The following is a 15,894-nucleotide window of genomic DNA, read 5'->3' as shown; positions in this document are numbered from 1 at the left end:
GAGTGTCAGGAGTGGCTCGTTGGTCGGCAGTTCCGGGCACGGCGATGGCGGTACGCGGACACGGGCAGCGAGTTGGGTCGGTTGTGGTGGAGCGCCTCGGCTCCACTCGACTGGGGTACCACCCGCCTCGTTCGAAACCCGCCAGAACTTGGGCTCCCGCCGAACAGACTCACCAGTGCCGGTTCGATCCCCGTCGTTGTGCCAGGCTCACCGGCATGACCGACGTGATCTTCCGGGAGGCGGTCCGGGCTGATCTGCCCGCCGTCATCGCCCTGCTCGCCGACGACGTCCTGGGCAAGGCCCGCGACTTCACGGGGGTCGACGAGGCGTACGAGAAGGCGTTTGCGGACATCACCGCCGATCCGCGCAACCAACTCATCGTGGCCGAGCAGACGGGCGCAATCGTCGGCTGCCTGCAGATCACCTACATCCCAGGGCTCGGTCGGCACGGCAGTGAGCGATCGTTGATCGAGGCGGTCCGGGTCCGCTCCGACCGCCGTGGCCAGGGGCTGGGGCGGCAGTTGATGACCTGGGCTGTCGACCAGGCCCGTGAGCGTGGCTGTGCGCTGGTGCAGCTCACCACGGACAAGTCCCGTGCGGACGCGCACCGCTTCTACCTCGGCCTCGGCTTCGTCGCCAGTCACGAGGGCATGAAACTCGCACTCTGACCCGCTGTCACACCCGATCGGCGGGGACAGCGGGCGTCGCTTAGACCGGGCTACGTTCGATGGCATGAGCAGCCCGACGATGCCCGGCGCCGCACCGTCGCGCCCGTCATGGCGACTGACTGGCTCAGCGCTCCTGGCGGTCGGCGTCCTTTTGGTCGTCGTCCGTTTTGGCTGCCCGCCTGGCGCAGCGTCTACCCGGGGCGGACCGATGTCACCCCGGGCAGAGAGGTGATCGGCTGGGCGTTGCCGTTCGCCCTGGTCGCCGCCGTGTTCGCGGTGTTGTCGCTGGCCAACGCCGGTCCGGCCCGCTGGGTGTGGCGGCAGGCCAGCCTGGGCATGCTCGTCTCCAACGTGCTCGCCTCGGCAGCCTGACCGGAGTGTTCTGGTATTTCGAGGCGAACGACCCCTACGTCGAGGATGAACTGCTCGGCAGCGGGCCGGCCATCGGGATTCTGCTGGCTCTGCTGGGCTGTCTGCTGATCCCGCTCGCCGGCGCCCTCCCCGACGACAGGAAGCGGAGCACCGCCGCCGAACCCGACCACCAACCCGCACAACCGGATATCAACCGCTCACCCAGCAGTAGACCCGCTGACCCGAGCTGACGGCTTCGCGAGCCAGCTCCGCCACCCCGACCAGGAGGCCGAGCGTGGTATCCGCGTCGATATCCGCCCCGTCTTGTAGCAGATCGGCCCGCCACGCCTCGGCAACCTCGCGCAACCGAGGCAGCTCTGCCCGGGCGAGGCTGGTCACCACATCGTCCGACAGCACGAATACGGCACTGCCGTCGTTGACGAAGTCCGCGACCATGCGCGGCTCCGAACTCGTCACCCCGCCCGGGCGGGTAGCGCCGATCAACAGCTCCTCCCAGGCGGCAGCAGCATCGTCGGCGTCGAAGGAGGCGCCGGACACGGTCCGGTAGGACTGCGGTTGGCGTTTGGGACCCCGGGCGTGGACAGCCCCGGCCGCCTCATCACTCGGTGCCACAAAATACTCAACGCGCTCGCTCACAGACCCCTCGTGACTCTCCTGTGGCAGCGGCCCTTCAGCCGCTGCGTCTGGGTGGGCATCACGACGCCCCGCATGGTTGCACCTCGGGTGCCAGCCTCGCCCCCTCGACACCTGTAGAGCTGCCCCAGATGTGGGGCAGCGAATCGCGCCAACGATAGCGCCCACCGGCGATCGCCACCCGCCCATCGAGCGGTCCATATCTGGGGCAGCTCTACAGGAAGCGAACACCCCTACAGCCACCCCTGACCGGGCCCGCAGCCCACAGCCCATTGCCCACGGCCCACAGCCCACGGCCCACGGCCCACGGCCCACGGCCCGCAGCCCACGGCCCGCAGTCGCAGCCGCAGCCGCAGCCGAGGGCGCAACGGTCAGTCGTCGACCAGGCGGCCGTCGCGCAGCACGAGCACCCGGTCGGCGAGGTCGATCAGGGCCGGGTCGTGCGTGGCCACCAGCGCCGTCATGCCGCGCGCGTGCACCACCGCGCGCAACAAATCCATGATGGACCGGCCCGTCTCCGAGTCGAGCTGACCGGTGGGCTCGTCGGCGATGAGCAGATCCGGCTCGTTGGCCAGGGCCCGGGCGACCGCGACCCGCTGCTGCTGCCCACCGGAGAGCTCGTACGGGCGTTGGGCCGCGTGCCCGCCCAGGCCGACCATCTCCAGCAGCACCGCGACCCGCTGCTCCCGCTCGGCGGCCGGCACCTGCGCCAGCCGCAACGGCACGCCCACGTTCTCGGCAGCGGAGAGGATCGGCACCAGCCCGAACGTCTGGAACACGAACCCGACGGTGCCCCGGCGCAGTCGCAGCAGCTCCGCCTCGCCGGCCGCGGTCACGTCGTGCCCGGCCACCACCACCTGACCGCTGTTCGGGCGGTCGAGACCGCCGATCAGGTTCAGCAGCGTGGTCTTGCCGGCCCCGGACCGACCCCGGATGGCGACCAGCTCGCCCCGGTTGGCGCTGAACGAGACGTCCCGCACGGCGTGTACGGCGTGCTCGCCCCGACCGAAGGTGCGGCTCACCCCGCTGACCCGGACCACCTCGGCCGGTTGGGCGGCGGGTCCACCGCCGAGCCCGGCCGCACCGGTCACCACCATGTCCCGACCACTCATGCCCGTGCTCCCCGCTCGTCCGCGGCCCGGTCGCCGGGCCGTACCTGCACGTGATCCGGCTCCAGATCGAGCCGGACCCGCTCCTTCAGCGCGAGCGCGTCGACGAATGCGGCCGGTAGCTGCATCCGGCCGTTGCGGTCCAGCACCGCGTACTCCTCGCTGACCAGCTCGGTGTTGCCGTCCGCGTCGGTGCGGGCGGTTCTGCGTACCTCGGAGGCGGTCCGGCCGTCGCGGATCGCGACGGTCCGGCGGACCTGCGTGGCCACGGCGTGGTCGTGGGTCACGACCACGATTGTCACGCCCAGCTCGGCGTTGATGGTGCGCAGCGCCGCGAAGACCTCGGCGCCGGTCGCCTCGTCCAGTTCACCTGTCGGCTCGTCGGCGAACAGCACCTCCGGATCGTTCGCCACCGCCACCGCGACCGCACACCGCTGCTGCTCGCCGCCGCTGAGCTGCCCCGGCCGGCGGTCCGCGCAGTAGCCCACGCCGACCATGTCGAGCAGCTCCCGGGCCCGCTCCCGGCGGGCCTTGCCGCCGCGTTTGCCGGCCAACTGCATCGGCAGCTCGACGTTTTCCACGGCGGTGAGGTACGGCAGCAGGTTGCGGCCGGTCTGCTGCCAGACGAAGCCGACAAGTTCCCGCCGGTAGCTCAGCCGCCGCTTGGTGGACAGTGAGAGCAGGTCGTAGTCGGCCACCCGGGCGATGCCGGCGGTGGGCGTGTCCAGGCCGGAGAGGATGTTGAGCAGGGTCGACTTGCCCGAGCCGGACGCGCCGACGATCGCCACCAGCTCCCCCCGGTCGATGACCAGGTCGAGCCCCTGCAAGGCGACCACCTCCACCCCCTCGGTCTTGAAGATGCGCACCAGACCGTCGCAGACGATGTGTCCGCGCAGTCGGTCCTGCCCGCCGGCCCGCTCGGCGGCACGTTGCGCAGCCCGCTGTTGCAGGGAGGCCAGGTCGGGCACCAGTGAAGTCTGGGCAGTAGCAGTCATCTCAGCTCTCCTCTCCGAGCCGAAGCACCTCACCGAGGCGCAACCGGCGGTTGTTCAGGGCCTCGACGGCGACCGCGAAGCCGAGGGCGACCACCCCGAGCGCGAGCACCGCCGCCACCAGGCCGGGCTCGAAGGCCACCCGGACCGGCATGCCGCTCGTGAACGCGGACAGGCCGAGCACCGGGTTGAGCAGCAGGGGCAGCACCGCACCGACAAGCGCGCCGGTCAGCACCGACACCCCGACCAGCGGGGCCAGCTCGACAAGCAGCAGCCCGCGCCACTGCCGGCGGGACAGGCCGAGGGTACGCAGCCGGGACAGCACCTGGCCGCGGGCCCGCGCGCCGGCCAGCACGGTGAACGCGATGGCCAGCAGCCCGAGCACGGAGCCACCGACGGCACCGGCCACGAACCCGAAGGCCAGTACGCCGTTCGCGCCGCCCGCGCCGAGATCCCGGCGGACGTCGGCCCGGGTGTCGACGACGACCCCGAGCGGGCGTGCCTCCCCGGTGACGGCGCCCTGCTGCTGGTACCGCAGCTGTCCCTGGTCACCGACGCGGCGAAGCGCCTCGGCGTCCAGCCGATCGCCGGCGACGAGCAGGCTGGTGGCCACCGGCGTGGTGGTGCGCGTCGGCAGCGCCTGCCAGGGCAGGATGACGAACCGGTCGGTGTCCCCGGACAGCAGCGGGAAGCTCTCCTCGCTGCCGGCCACCCGGAACTCGTAGCGCTGGCCCTGCACCGAGATGAAGGCGGAACTGTCGAGTCCGGCCTTGGCGAGATCGGCGGCGACCTCCGGCGAGACGATCGCCGGCACCGGCCCCGGCTCGGACCGAGCGGTGCGCAGCGTGGCCGGTAGCGGCAGATCCACAGCCGATGCCCTGGCCACCGTGGCCAATTCCGGGCCGTCGATCAGCAGCACCGCCGTCTCGCCGAGCCGTGCGTCGGTGCCGAGTTCGTCGGCCGCCAGCCGCTCGTCGGACGCGAACAGCACTCCGGTGGCGTCCGAGACCCCCGGCAGGCGACCCAGCTCGTCGATCGTGTCGGGGGCGAAGCGCTCACCTCGGATCACCGCGTCGGCGGGCACGATCCGTTCGGCGGCCCGGTCCCGGCTCGCGTCGACGCCGGCGGCGACGACCGCGCAGAACGCCGCGGTGCCGATCGCGAGCACCACGACGACGAGCGGGGCCGCGACCGCCGACCGGCCGGCCCGCGCCGTGCCGAGGAAGGCGACGCTGCCCCTCCTCCGCGCGGCCATCCGGCTGACCAACAACAACGGCCAGGGGTACGCCCGCAGCGCGAGCACCGCCGCGGCGATCGCGAGCAGCACCGGCACCGACACCAGCAAGGGGTCCACCTCACCGAGGGTGAGGCCACGTCGACGCAGCAGCACCGCAGCGAGCACGGCGAGCAGCAGCACGGACACCTCGACGGTGAGCCGGCGGGTCGACGGGCGCATCCGGACCAGGTCGCGTCGGGACGACCCGCCGGTCGGCACGGCCAGCGTGGCAAGCGGCAGGGCCAGGGTGACCAGGACGGTCGCGGCGATCGCGTACCGCGTGCTCGGGTCCGGGGCGCCCGGGAACAGGGTGCCCAGCCACCAGCCGAGCGCGGCGGCGACCGGCACCACGAGCAGCGACTCGGCGAGGCTTCGCCGGGCGCCGGCCGTGGTTCCGCCGCCGCGCGCCCGGATCAGCACGAACTCCGCCCGGCGCCGCCGGGTGGCGAGGGTGGCGGCGAGCACGATCAACCCGGCAAGCGTGGCCAGTACGCCGGCCTCGATCACCGCCAGCAGGGTCCGCGCGGCGTTAACCTGGGCGGCGAACGCGCGCAACGGAATGTCGATGCCCTGGGCCAGCGACAGGTCTGCCGGCTTGTTCCGCTGCGTTTCCTGGAGACCGTCGATCAGCTCGTCCAGCTGCCGCACATCGATCTTGTCGGCGCCCAACCGGTACCGCCAGTTCGACCGGATCGGCCACCCCGCCGCGGCCCGCTTGTCCAGGGCCGACTGGGCGACGACACCGGAGGCGACGAACGGCTGACCGTCCCCTTCCGGCGCGATGATCTGCAGCATCGACGGCAACCCGTCCCAGCTGCCACCCGTACGGTCGATGGGGCGGAACAGCCCGACCACTGTCAGCGGGACGGCGTCGTGGAGCCGCTTCTGCTCGTCGACCCAGCCGATGCGCAGTTGGCTGCCGGTGCGCAGGTTGAGTTTGCCGGCCACGTCGACATCGAGCGCCACCTCGATCGGCCGGTCGGGAAGGTACGTCTCGCTCGGCCACGCCCCCTCGACGAGGGTGCTCGCGTCCTGGACGCCGGGCATGCCCCGCAGACCCAGGTCGACGAGCAGGTTGCGGGCCGCGAGGTCCGGCCCGACCACCCGGCCCGGTTCCGCGTCCACGTTGTACCACCGCTGGGCCACCGCCGAGCGCACCTGCGGCGGCAGGTCCGCGGCCAGCGCGTCGAACCGCTCGCGGGCGTAGGCCATCGCCGGCTTCAGGGCGGGGGCGGTCCCCACGCCCGTGGTGTACGAGAGGTCCCGGCGTGCCGGCAGCTCGCTGGTGAGCTGCGCCCGAAGCCCCTGTTCGGCGAGCTGGTTGACCAGCCGGGGCACGCCGCTGATCAGCAGCGTGACCACGAGGGTCAGCACCGCCAGCAGCAGGAACTGCCCGCCGTACGCCCGGACCCGCCGGACCGCCGCGCCGACGCTCATCGTTCTCCCCCGATTCGCAGTTGCACCGCCGCCACCCGCTGACGGATGCCGGCGGCGATGAACGCGCTGAAGGCGAGCGCCGCCAGCAGCAGACCGACCGCGGTCAGACCGATCGGCACCCAGGGCAGCGCGAACGTCGCCGGGGGGATCGGCCGACCAGCGGCCGGGGTGAGGATGACAAGGGGCGCCATGGTGGCTCCGACCGCGGCGCCGAGCAGCAGACCGACACCCACGCCGATGCCGGCGAGGAAGGCCTGTTCGGCCAGCAGCGCCCGAGCCAGCAGTCGGGGCGTCGCGCCGAGGGTGTTCAGGACCGCGAACTCGCTGAGCCGGCGTCGGGCGGTGGCCCACACGTCCACCATCAGGCCGACGATGGCGAGCAGCACCGCGCCGAGCGCCGCGGCGAGCATCCCGGTACGCGAACCCTGCCAGTACGGGTCGTCCGCCGCGGCGGCGATCTCCGCTTCGCGGTTGAGGACCGTGACTCCCGGCAGCTCGTTGGCCGCTCCGGCGGCGGCCGTCGCGTCGGTGGCGCCGATCCACCACTCCGGTGTCGGGCGGATCGTCCCGCCGGATCCGACAAGCACGTCGACCGCCGCCGGCAGGTCGAGCAGGACGCCCTCGCCGGTGGTGGTCGGCACGGATTCGAGTTCACCGACCAGGTGGACCCGCAGCGTCACCCCGGAGAGCACCAGCTCGACGGTGTCGCCGACGCGAATGCTCAGCGCGTCGCGTACCCCGGGGGTCATCAGCACCGGGACGGCGGCGGCGGGTCCGCCCGCCACTCCCGGTACGACGACGAATCGGCTCGCCGGCCGATCCATCCGAGCCCCCTCGACGATCAGCTGGACGGGGCGGTCGGTGACGAGCCCGGCACCGCTCGACTCCACAAGCGTGCGCGGCCCACCGGGCCACGTCGCCGTCCAGTCACCGGGCAGCTCGGCCGGCCGGGCCGTGCCGCCGGCATCGACAAACGCCAACCCTTCCACCTGGAACCCGTAGGACATGCCGCCCGCGTTCCCGGTGTCGGCTTCGAAGCCCGCCAGCCGCAGCCGTGCGCCGCCCACGTCCGGCAGCGTGACCCTGAACCGGCTGGCCTGCCCGGTGCTGGGCGCGTCGACCGCCGGCAGCCGGAAGGCGAGGCCGTCGGCGGTGGTGAACAGCAGCGCCACCGCGATCCGGTGCGGCTCGGCGGTTTGCGTGAACGGCGTACGGACGGTGCCGGTGACGGCCCGAGTGCCCTCCGGCAGCTCGACTCCCCCGATGGCGGCGCGCGCCTGGATCATGCGCTGGTACTGCTCCGACACCGGATCGTCGCTGAGACGGTCGGCGAGTCGAACGACGCCGGGGGCGCTGGCCGGGTCGATACCGATCACGGTCACCGGCAGGTCGTCCCGGCCGACCCGGATGTCGTCCCGCCACGCCGGCAGCACCCGGTTCACGCTCGGCAGCGCGGCGAGTTCCCCGGCCCGGGTGAGCGGGGCGGCCCCGGCTCGCTCGGTGACCCGCAGGTCGGCGCCGACCGTGTGCCCGGCCTGCTCGATCTGGGACCGCTCCCCCGTGCTGATCAGTGACCAGGCCAGGGTGCTGCCACCGACGGCGAGGGCGAGCAGCAGCACCGGGCCGGCGTGCGGACGCCGACCGGCCTGCCACATGCCGAACATGGTGGCCGTCCAGGGCCGCCGGTCGACGAAGCGCTCGGCGAACCGGGTGACCGGTGGCAGCACCCGCAGCGCCAGCACGGCGCCCGCCAGCACCCCGAGCGTCGGGGCGGCGATCAGCAGCGGGTCGAGTCCGAGCCGGCCGCCCGAGCCGGCCAGCGGCGAGGCGTACCGGCGTAGCTGCACCCAGGCGAGCACGGCGAGCGCGACGAGCACCAGGTCGACGCTGGCCCGCTGCACGCTCGCCGCCCGGTTCGGGCGGGACCGGGCGGCCATGTCGGCCACGTACGTGCCGGCGCCGCGCAACGTCGGGGCGACCATGGCCACCAGGCAGCCGGCAGCCGTGGCCGCGGCGGCCGCCCAGACCAGTGCGGTGTTGCCGCCGGCGGCGGACAACTGCTCGGCGCCACCGGGTCGGACGAATCGCAGCGCCACACCGGCGATCACCGGCGCGAGCAGGACCGCGGGGGCGACCACAAGGGTCGCCTCGCGGGCGGCCAGGCCGGCCAACTGTCGGCGAGCTGCGCCGCGGGCACGCAGCAGCGCGGTCTGCGCGCGCCGGTCCTCGTGCAGCAGCGCGGCGACAAGCACCAGCGCGTACCCGCCGAGCACCAGGATGAGCAGCAGCGGGGTGGCCAGCGCGGATCGGCCGACCAGGTCGGCGCGACCGATCCGGTCCAGCAACTGCGGCATCTTGGTCACCGTCTGCCCGGAGCCGCCCAGTTGGGCGGCCTCGGGCACCGCCGTGGACGCCTCGGTGAGAGCTTTGCGCACGGCGGGAAGATCGGCCGCGTCGACACCACCGAGGTCCGGCTCGATCAGCCAGGACGCCGACGCCGAGCCGGGGAAGATGGCCGCGAAGTCAGCCGGGTCGAGGACGAACGGCCCGTACGACGTGCCGGACCCGGCGCTGCCCGTCCCCACCCCGGGGGCCAACAGCCAGTACGCCTCGGCCGGGTCGCGGGGCCGCCAGGTGCCGGCGAGCACCAGTTCGCTGCGCCGTTCGGTGGTCCGGTCGCGGACCGGGATGCGTTGGCCGACGCTGAGGCCCAGCGCCCCCGCGGCCCGTTCCGGGAGGCTCACCTGGGTGGGGTTCGCCCCGGGGCTGGGCCACGCGCCGCCGGTCAGCTCCGCGTGCTCGGCGAGGCCGTCGAGGGTGGCCAGGTTGGCGAAGACGGGCTCGTCGCCGGTACGCGGCACGGGTCCGAGCGAGCCGGTCAGCTCCCGCCCGGTGCCGTACCGGGCGACCGAGACGCTCACCGGGACGCCGGCCAGCCCGTCGGTGAACTCGGCGCGGACCGCCCCGTCGCGGGTGGCGAACTCGGCCGCGTCGCGCCCGCCCGACCCACTGACCAGGAGGCCGCGTTCCTCGGCCGACGAGGCGGCCACCAGCGCCCGCTGCCCGGCATCCACCGCCCGACGGTTGTAGTCGGACAGCCCGGTGACCAACGCGACGGCGACCAGGGCCGCGATCACCGCGGCGACCAGCAACCCCCGCGCCTCTCGGGCACGCCTCCACACCAGCTTCATCCGACGCCTCCCCTGGCCCTGACGGGCCGACGACCATCAAGACAGGCCACCCACCGGGAAAGGTTCGCGCCCGTTACATGATCGTTATTACGAGAGGGATCGGCGCGCTGCCGGCCCACGCCTCGGGGGGGACCTCATGGGGTTTCCTCCTCGACCCACTCGAGCAGGTCTCCGGGCTGGCAGCCGAGGACCCGGCACATCGCTTCCAGGGTGCTGAAGCGGACGGCCTTGGCGCGGCCGTTCTTGAGCACCGCCACGTTGGCCGGCGTGAGCCCGACCCGCTCGGCGAACTCGCCGACGCTCATCTTGCGCTTGGCCAACTCGACGTCGATCCGGACGACGATGGGCATCAGATCACCGCCTCCATGTCGGTCCGCAGCGTGGTTGCCTGCCGCAGCAGCGCACGCATCACCACCATGAGGAGCCCGAGCACCGTGACACCCATCGTCAGCAGGAACAGCAGGATCGGCACGCCCGGGTCGTCCGCGTGGAAGCCGACGTAGAGGAAGACGCCCACGAGCACCACCCACGCGGCGCCGACGGCCCACACGATCAGGTCGACCCACCGCAGGGACGCCTCGGTGAAGATGCGGTCGTTCTTGACCAGGCTGAGCAACTTCCACGTCGACACGATGACCACCTGGACGCACAGCACCCAGAACACCGTGATGGCGGTCAACGGCCACCTGAGGTACGCGTCCTCCGGCGACTCCTGGGCCATGTGCGCGAACTGCCCGGGCAGCGAGAACGTCTGGAACCCGATCAGGACCACGAACAGCACCCCGAGGAAGACTCTGAGAGCGGCTACCGCTCGATGCTTTGTAACCATGCATCGAGTTTCGCTCGTTACCTATCGAAAGTCAATCGCTCTACCGGCTGTTGGCTTCGGTCTGCGGAGGTGTCGGACCGGGGGCCGGCCTGGCCTTCTGGGGGTAGACGGTCTCGTGGCGAGCCAGCATGGCGACGAACTCGGCGATCTTCCGCTCGCGGGTCTCCGCCCGTTTCACGGCGTTGAGGCGGTGGATGAGAGCGAACCGGTTGGTCTTGGTGAGGACGTCGAACATGGCCTGCGCGGCGGGGTCGGCGGCGATGGCGGCGAGAAGGTCGGCCGGCACCTCCGCTTCCGACGGCGGGGCGTAGGCAGCCGACCACCGCCCGTCCGCCTTCGCGGCTTCCACCGCGGCGCGACCCGCGGGCTGCATGCGGCCGTCCGCCTCCAGCCGGGCCACGTGGGCGACGTTGCGTTGGGACCAGGAGCTGCGGGGCCGGCGCGGGGTGTACCGGATCCAGGAGCTCTCCTCATCCCGCTTCCGGGCCTGCCCGTCGATCCAGCCGAAGCACAGGGCCTCGTCCACCGCATGCTGCCAGGTCACCGTCGTGACCGTGCCGCCCTTCTTGGTCAGGGCGAGCCAGACACCGGGTGACGTGGAGTGGTTGGCCGACAACCACGCGCGCAGGGCGTCGGCGTCCGCGACGATCAACTCATCCAACTCAGCGCTCACCATGCCGGCAGGCTAACCGCCACGACCGACGCTGTTGCCACGCCGACTCGTTGGCCGCCCCGCCCCCGCCCAGCCCCCGCCCCGCCCCCGCCCCCGCCCCCGCCCCCGCCCCGCCCTAGCATCGTCGCCATGGCAACGCGGCTCGTGCAGATCAACATGAAGGCTCGCAACGACTCCACCCTGGGCGGTTTCTGGGCGCAGGCACTCGGCTGGGGAGTCTCCAGCGAGGGACCCGGTGTGACAAACCTCGAACCCGAGGGCTTCGCCTATCCCGACCCCGTCGCCGTCTGCGTCGACCTCGTCGTCTCCCCGGAACCCAAGACGGTGAAGAACCGCGTGCACGTCGACCTCGCCACCACCTCGGCGGCCCAGCAGACGCAACTGGTCACGCGCCTGCTGGATCTGGGCGCGACACCCGCCGACATCGGCCAGGGCGACGTGCCCTGGACGGTCCTGGCCGACCCGGAGGGCAACGAGTTCTGCGTGCTGGAACCCCGACCGCGCTACCGGGACACCGGCCCGATCGCCGCCGTGGTGGTCGACTGCGCGGACCCGCGAGCCATGGCCAGTTTCTGGGACAGGGCCATGGACTGGACCCTGCACGAGGTGACCGACGACAGCGCGGTGCTGCGCTCCGCCCAGGGCGTCGGCCCCTATCTGGAGTTCATCCGTACGCCCGACGTGAAGACCGGATGGAATCGCGTCCATCTCGACGTCCGCCCGTACCCGGGTGACGACCCGCAGGCCGAGGCGGCCCGACTGCGGGCGCTCGGCGCCACCGCCGTCGACCTGGGCCAGAGTGACATCCCGTGGACGGTCCTCGCCGACCCGGAGGGCAACGAGTTCTGCCTACTCGCACCGGCCTGACCCGGAACCCGCGTCAGCCCTGGTCGTTGGTGGGCAGCGCTGGGGATCGGCTACGTCCGCCGGTGGTAGTGGTTGCGGCGCGGGATCTGGTCGGGGTCGAGCCAGGCCGGCGGGACGAACTCCGGCTTGCCGTCGCCCCCCAGCCGAACCGCCCACTCGGTCTGGTGCAGGTGCCGATGGTGGTGGCCGCAGAGCAGCACGGCGTTGTCGAGACTTGTCGGGCCGCCGTCGGCCCAGTGTCGAATGTGGTGGGCGGCGCACCACCGGGGTGGCCGGTCGCACCCGGGGAAGGCGCAGCCACCGTCGCGCAGCACCAGCGCCCGTCGCAGCGGGCCGGTGACGAGGCGTCGCTGCCGGCCCACGTCGAGGACCTGGCCGACACCGCCGAGCACGGCGGGCAGGACGGCGGCGTCGCAGGCGAGCCGGCGCACGGCCGCCGGGGTGACATGCGCTCCGGTGTCGAGGGTGCCGGCACCCAACTGCCGGGTCAGCCCGTCGAAGTCGGTGGTGACGACGAGTTGGGCCGGGTCGCCGCCGTGCTCGGGCAGCTCGCCGGTGCGCAGCGCCAGCCGGCACACCTCGCCGAGGGCGTCGTGCCGACGCTGGCCGGCGGTGCGGGTGTCGTCGGGCCCGCAGGGTGCGCTGAGCGGGTCGATGGCGGCGCGCACGAGCGCGGCGGTCTCCGCGTCGAGGGTGCCACTGAGCCGTAGTCGCCCGCCGGCCCGCTCGGAGACGGTGACGTGCCGGTCGCGGGCCGCCCGAGCGGCCGCGGCCTCCAGGGCCGCCGCCGCGGCGGCGTAGGCGATCTCGGGTGCGACGTGGTCGAGGATCCGGCTGCCGAGCCTGCGCAGCAGGGTGGGGTCGAACTGCGCGGCCCAGTCGACAAGCACGCCCACGGCCTTGTCGGCGACCTCGACGCCGGCGCGGGCCGACGCGGTGGCGACCGCCTCGGCGATGACCCGGGCCTGCTCCACGGTGACCGCCCCGCTCGCCAGAGCGGCACGCACGGCGGGCGGTGCCCCGTCGAGCGAGGCGGCGAGGCCGACCAGCCGACGGGCAGCGGCGACGTCGAGGCGTAGGCGGTGCCGCAACCAGACGGTCGTCGAGGACGCGCCCTGCGCGACCGCGGTGCCCCGCCCGTCCAACTCCCGGACGACCGCCACCTGCACCGCCGCCAGCCGCTGCTGAAGCCGGTGGGTGGCGTCGAGCGCCGTGATCAGGTCGTGCTCGGAGAGCGCCCAGGCCGAGGCATCGGCGCAGGTCGCCACCGCACTCTCCGCCCGTGCCAACTCATCGATCACCAACAAATCTTAGAACAGGTGTACGACAAGTTTCCGCGACGCCGACGGCCGCGCGCGGAGAGCGTCGGACGCGCGTACGCGGTCACCTTCGAGCCCTTGCTGGCGTACGCGATGCGAAGCGTCGAGCAGCCCGAGACGCGGCCGACATCGTCGCCGAGACCGTCCTCGTCGCCTGGCACAGCGTTGCCGCTGCGGCAGACCGGCTCTACCGAGGCGGCTACCCGCCCTCGACTGTCCGCTTGATCCACGCCAGGTAGTCGGCGGAGGCGTGCACGACCGCCGTGGCGGTAACCTGAGGGTTTTCCCACGGATGAGCTTCGATGAGGTGCGCCTCCAACCGCGGGTACCTGTCGGTCGTGGTGTACAGCAGCACCTGCCACTCCTCGCTCGCACCCTGCTCGCCGAGATGCCAATACACCGACAACACCGGTCCGGCCACCTGCGCGCCTGCCGCCAAGCGTGCCGCCGTTGCGCCTTCGGCCAGTTTCACTGCCGCTGCCCGAGTGGGGGCGGCGGTGGACACCTGCACGTATTCACTCACCTCGCGAAGGCTAGCTGGGTGACGGGTACAGGGACCCGTACAACGAGGTGCCGAAAACCCCGACCTGCCCGTGCGGGCGAGTCGGGGGTTTCCCGTCGTCCAGGCAGCCTCAGCGGGCTACTTGGCTGCCTTCACGTACGAGACGAACGCGCCCCACGTCACCGGGAGGAAGGCCAACGCGGGGCCCTCCTTATCCTTGCTGTCCCGAACAGCGACGACACCCGGAATGTTGTCGGCAACCTCCACACAGTTGCCCTGTGCTCCGCTCCGGGTGCTCTTGCGCCAGGCCGCGCCGGCCAGATCAATCATGCTGCCTCTCCTTGATTCCCTGCATCAGCTTCCGGGATTCCTCAACGCTCAACGCTTGAGCGGTGAGGGCGTTCCAAACTTCCGCGTACGTCCTGACCTCGTCAACTCGATCCAGGTAGAGAGCACCCGAAAGACCCTCGTTGTACACCGTCGTCGGCTCGGCGGACCTCGCCCCGTTCGTCGGAAAGTCGAGGATGACAAATCCGCCCGACACCACGACTTGAGTGATCGTGCCGTTTAACGGCAGCACCCTGATGGAGACGTTGCGTGCATCACTAGCCCGCACAAGCTTGTCTATCTGCGCCGGCATACCGGGAACGTCTTTGTGTAGTAGAGCTTCCTCGATGATCACGTCCAGCGCGGGAGCGGCAGGCCGCTTCCGCGTTAGTAACCGCTGGCGCTCGATACGCAACTCAACCAGCTTTGCCGCTTCGTCGTCCGGCACGCTCGGGCGCGTACGGACCACCTGCGCTGCGTACTCCGGCGTCTGCAACAGCCCCGGCACTACCGCGTGCTCATAGCTCCGGATTCGACTGGCCGCTGACTCAAGCCCGACGTACAGCTCGAACCAGCGCGGGATCACCTCGCCATAGGCGTGATACCAGCTCTTGCTCTTGGACTCCTTGGCCAGGCTGACGAGAACTTCTGTCATGTCCGAAGTGGCGTTATAGAGCCGGCACATCTGGTCCACGTCCAAGGCCCGCAGGGGAGTCTGCCCGGACTCAATCCGGTACATCTTGGCGCGCGACCATTCAAGGTCGGAGGCGGCGGCCTCAAGACCGATGCCAGCCTGTTCCCGGGTCTGCCGTAGCAGCCGGCCCAGTTCTCGCCTCGGCACCGTCGATCCCGCTTCACTCATCGGCACCCATCCTCCCTGTCTCATCCTGAGCCGTCATCCGACTTGCCGTGAGACGGACGCCGCATCATCACTCGCAAAGCTTGTCACGGCGTGAATGTCTCACCTGGAGCGTTGCACATTGCATCGATGCCGTCGGATCGTAGCTGCTAGAGCGGCTGATTCGATGATCGTGGGAGGTTGCGCGTGGCCCGGTGGAAGTGGTTTCACCGTCCGAGCGAGGCGGTGCACGTCGTACAGCAGCCCGTGCACCGACAGGATGTGCCGGGCTGGGATCCTCGACACGGGAACTCGATCCAATGGGAACAGAGGGTTTTCGCTGCCGGCCCGGCCGCACAACCGAGGGCTGGACGAGCGGAAGACACGACCGGGCGGGACAAGTCGTGATGTTGGAGGAGTGGCGGCCCGAGCCGCCATTCCCGGTGATCATGGCCGGCTTCGTCGTCGACTTCCACCATCGAAACACCTGCACCAGGTGCGGCAACCCCGAGGGTTGTCCTCGGCTGAAAGAGGCCGGGGAAACGCTGCGGGCGTGGCGAGACAGGAAAGATCAGTGACCCCCCGGGCGGGTGACGTACTCCGGATAACCCGGGCCTGTTCCGTTCAGTTCCTCCGCCCGTTCCGGTTCCGGGTCATCCGTGTGCTCGACTGGCACACCTACCACGGGTGGCTGTGGATTGATGGATACCAGTTGAACTCTGCCGGTGACGCCACAGCGCGGAGGTCGATTTTCGTCATGCGCGGCGGCCTGGTGAAGGTTACCGCCCCCGTGATCGTCCAGCCTGCTGCCCGGCCACGACGGTCGCGCTAGCCAACGCGCGCGTAGCCGCACCGAGTTTC

General features: G+C 71.6%; 17 protein-coding genes. 5 read left to right on the top strand and 12 right to left on the bottom strand.

From position 1 onward, the window contains the following. Positions 1-215: 215 nt before the first annotated feature. From ACLQ29_RS18550 to ACLQ29_RS18540, 3 genes are all read left to right on the top strand, one after another. Positions 216-668, top strand: a complete 453-nt coding sequence (locus tag ACLQ29_RS18550; RefSeq protein WP_425772761.1) for a GNAT family N-acetyltransferase — start codon at positions 216-218, stop codon at positions 666-668. Between the two features lie 108 nt (positions 669-776). Further along, positions 777-1,040: a hypothetical protein gene (locus ACLQ29_RS18545; RefSeq protein ID WP_425772760.1), complete on the top strand. Its 264-nt coding sequence runs from the start codon at positions 777-779 to the stop codon at positions 1,038-1,040. 5 nt (positions 1,041-1,045) lie between these two features. Next, on the top strand, positions 1,046-1,270 hold the full coding sequence (locus ACLQ29_RS18540; RefSeq protein WP_425772759.1) for a hypothetical protein: 225 nt from the start codon (positions 1,046-1,048) through the stop codon (positions 1,268-1,270). Here ACLQ29_RS18540 and ACLQ29_RS18535 read toward each other — a convergent pair. From ACLQ29_RS18535 to ACLQ29_RS18500, 8 genes are all read right to left on the bottom strand, one after another. Further along, positions 1,230-1,676 (bottom strand): hypothetical protein, encoded by a 447-nt coding sequence (locus tag ACLQ29_RS18535; protein ID WP_425772758.1) that lies wholly within the window; start codon positions 1,674-1,676, stop codon positions 1,230-1,232. The two genes, ACLQ29_RS18540 and ACLQ29_RS18535, sit on opposite strands and share 41 nt — an antisense overlap. A gap of 368 nt (positions 1,677-2,044) precedes the next feature. Further along, positions 2,045-2,770: an ABC transporter ATP-binding protein gene (locus ACLQ29_RS18530; protein ID WP_425772866.1), complete on the bottom strand. Its 726-nt coding sequence runs from the start codon at positions 2,768-2,770 to the stop codon at positions 2,045-2,047. Positions 2,771-2,781: 11 nt separating this feature from the next. Continuing rightward, complete coding sequence (locus tag ACLQ29_RS18525) at positions 2,782-3,777, bottom strand: ABC transporter ATP-binding protein (protein ID WP_425772757.1); 996 nt, start codon at positions 3,775-3,777, stop codon at positions 2,782-2,784. A gap of 1 nt (position 3,778) precedes the next feature. Beyond that, entirely contained in the window at positions 3,779-6,487 is a 2,709-nt protein-coding gene (locus ACLQ29_RS18520) for an FtsX-like permease family protein (protein WP_425772756.1), read from the bottom strand. Then, positions 6,484-9,678: an FtsX-like permease family protein gene (locus ACLQ29_RS18515; RefSeq protein ID WP_425772755.1), complete on the bottom strand. Its 3,195-nt coding sequence runs from the start codon at positions 9,676-9,678 to the stop codon at positions 6,484-6,486. The genes ACLQ29_RS18520 and ACLQ29_RS18515 overlap by 4 nt, the downstream gene beginning before the upstream one ends. A 134-nt stretch (positions 9,679-9,812) precedes the next feature. Next, positions 9,813-10,028 (bottom strand): helix-turn-helix domain-containing protein, encoded by a 216-nt coding sequence (locus tag ACLQ29_RS18510; RefSeq protein ID WP_278138146.1) that lies wholly within the window; start codon positions 10,026-10,028, stop codon positions 9,813-9,815. Next, positions 10,028-10,507 carry a DUF2975 domain-containing protein gene (locus ACLQ29_RS18505; RefSeq protein WP_425772754.1) on the bottom strand — a complete coding sequence of 160 codons (480 nt, stop codon included), beginning with the start codon at positions 10,505-10,507 and terminating at the stop codon, positions 10,028-10,030. The genes ACLQ29_RS18510 and ACLQ29_RS18505 overlap by 1 nt, the downstream gene beginning before the upstream one ends. A 40-nt stretch (positions 10,508-10,547) precedes the next feature. Continuing rightward, positions 10,548-11,183 carry a YdeI/OmpD-associated family protein gene (locus ACLQ29_RS18500; RefSeq protein WP_425772753.1) on the bottom strand — a complete coding sequence of 212 codons (636 nt, stop codon included), beginning with the start codon at positions 11,181-11,183 and terminating at the stop codon, positions 10,548-10,550. A 126-nt stretch (positions 11,184-11,309) separates the two neighbouring features. Here ACLQ29_RS18500 and ACLQ29_RS18495 point away from each other — a divergent pair, with 126 nt between their 5' ends. Then, positions 11,310-12,047 carry a VOC family protein gene (locus tag ACLQ29_RS18495; RefSeq protein WP_425772752.1) on the top strand — a complete coding sequence of 246 codons (738 nt, stop codon included), beginning with the start codon at positions 11,310-11,312 and terminating at the stop codon, positions 12,045-12,047. Positions 12,048-12,097: 50 nt separating this feature from the next. Here the strand turns inward: ACLQ29_RS18495 and ACLQ29_RS18490 are convergent, their stop codons facing one another. The 4 genes from ACLQ29_RS18490 to ACLQ29_RS18475 form a co-directional block, all read right to left on the bottom strand. Continuing rightward, complete coding sequence (locus ACLQ29_RS18490; protein WP_425772751.1) at positions 12,098-13,348, bottom strand: DUF222 domain-containing protein; 1,251 nt, start codon at positions 13,346-13,348, stop codon at positions 12,098-12,100. Positions 13,349-13,565: 217 nt separating this feature from the next. Beyond that, positions 13,566-13,889, bottom strand: a complete 324-nt coding sequence (gene cutA, locus ACLQ29_RS18485) for a divalent-cation tolerance protein CutA (RefSeq protein WP_425772750.1) — start codon at positions 13,887-13,889, stop codon at positions 13,566-13,568. Between the two features lie 117 nt (positions 13,890-14,006). Continuing rightward, entirely contained in the window at positions 14,007-14,198 is a 192-nt protein-coding gene (locus ACLQ29_RS18480; RefSeq protein ID WP_425772749.1) for a DUF397 domain-containing protein, read from the bottom strand. Beyond that, complete coding sequence (locus ACLQ29_RS18475; protein ID WP_425772865.1) at positions 14,191-15,057, bottom strand: helix-turn-helix domain-containing protein; 867 nt, start codon at positions 15,055-15,057, stop codon at positions 14,191-14,193. Before ACLQ29_RS18475 ends, ACLQ29_RS18480 begins: the two co-directional genes overlap by 8 nt. A gap of 550 nt (positions 15,058-15,607) precedes the next feature. Here ACLQ29_RS18475 and ACLQ29_RS18470 point away from each other — a divergent pair. Beyond that, a complete protein-coding gene (locus tag ACLQ29_RS18470; RefSeq protein WP_425772748.1) occupies positions 15,608-15,865 on the top strand; it encodes a hypothetical protein in 258 nt (85 codons plus the stop codon). Positions 15,866-15,894 lie beyond the last annotated feature (29 nt).

Source organism: Micromonospora sp. DT228 (assembly GCF_049841595.1).
GTDB lineage: Bacteria > Actinomycetota > Actinomycetes > Mycobacteriales > Micromonosporaceae > Micromonospora.
The sequence above is the reverse complement of the archived record's forward strand: the minus strand, read 5'-3'. Positions and strand labels throughout refer to the sequence as shown.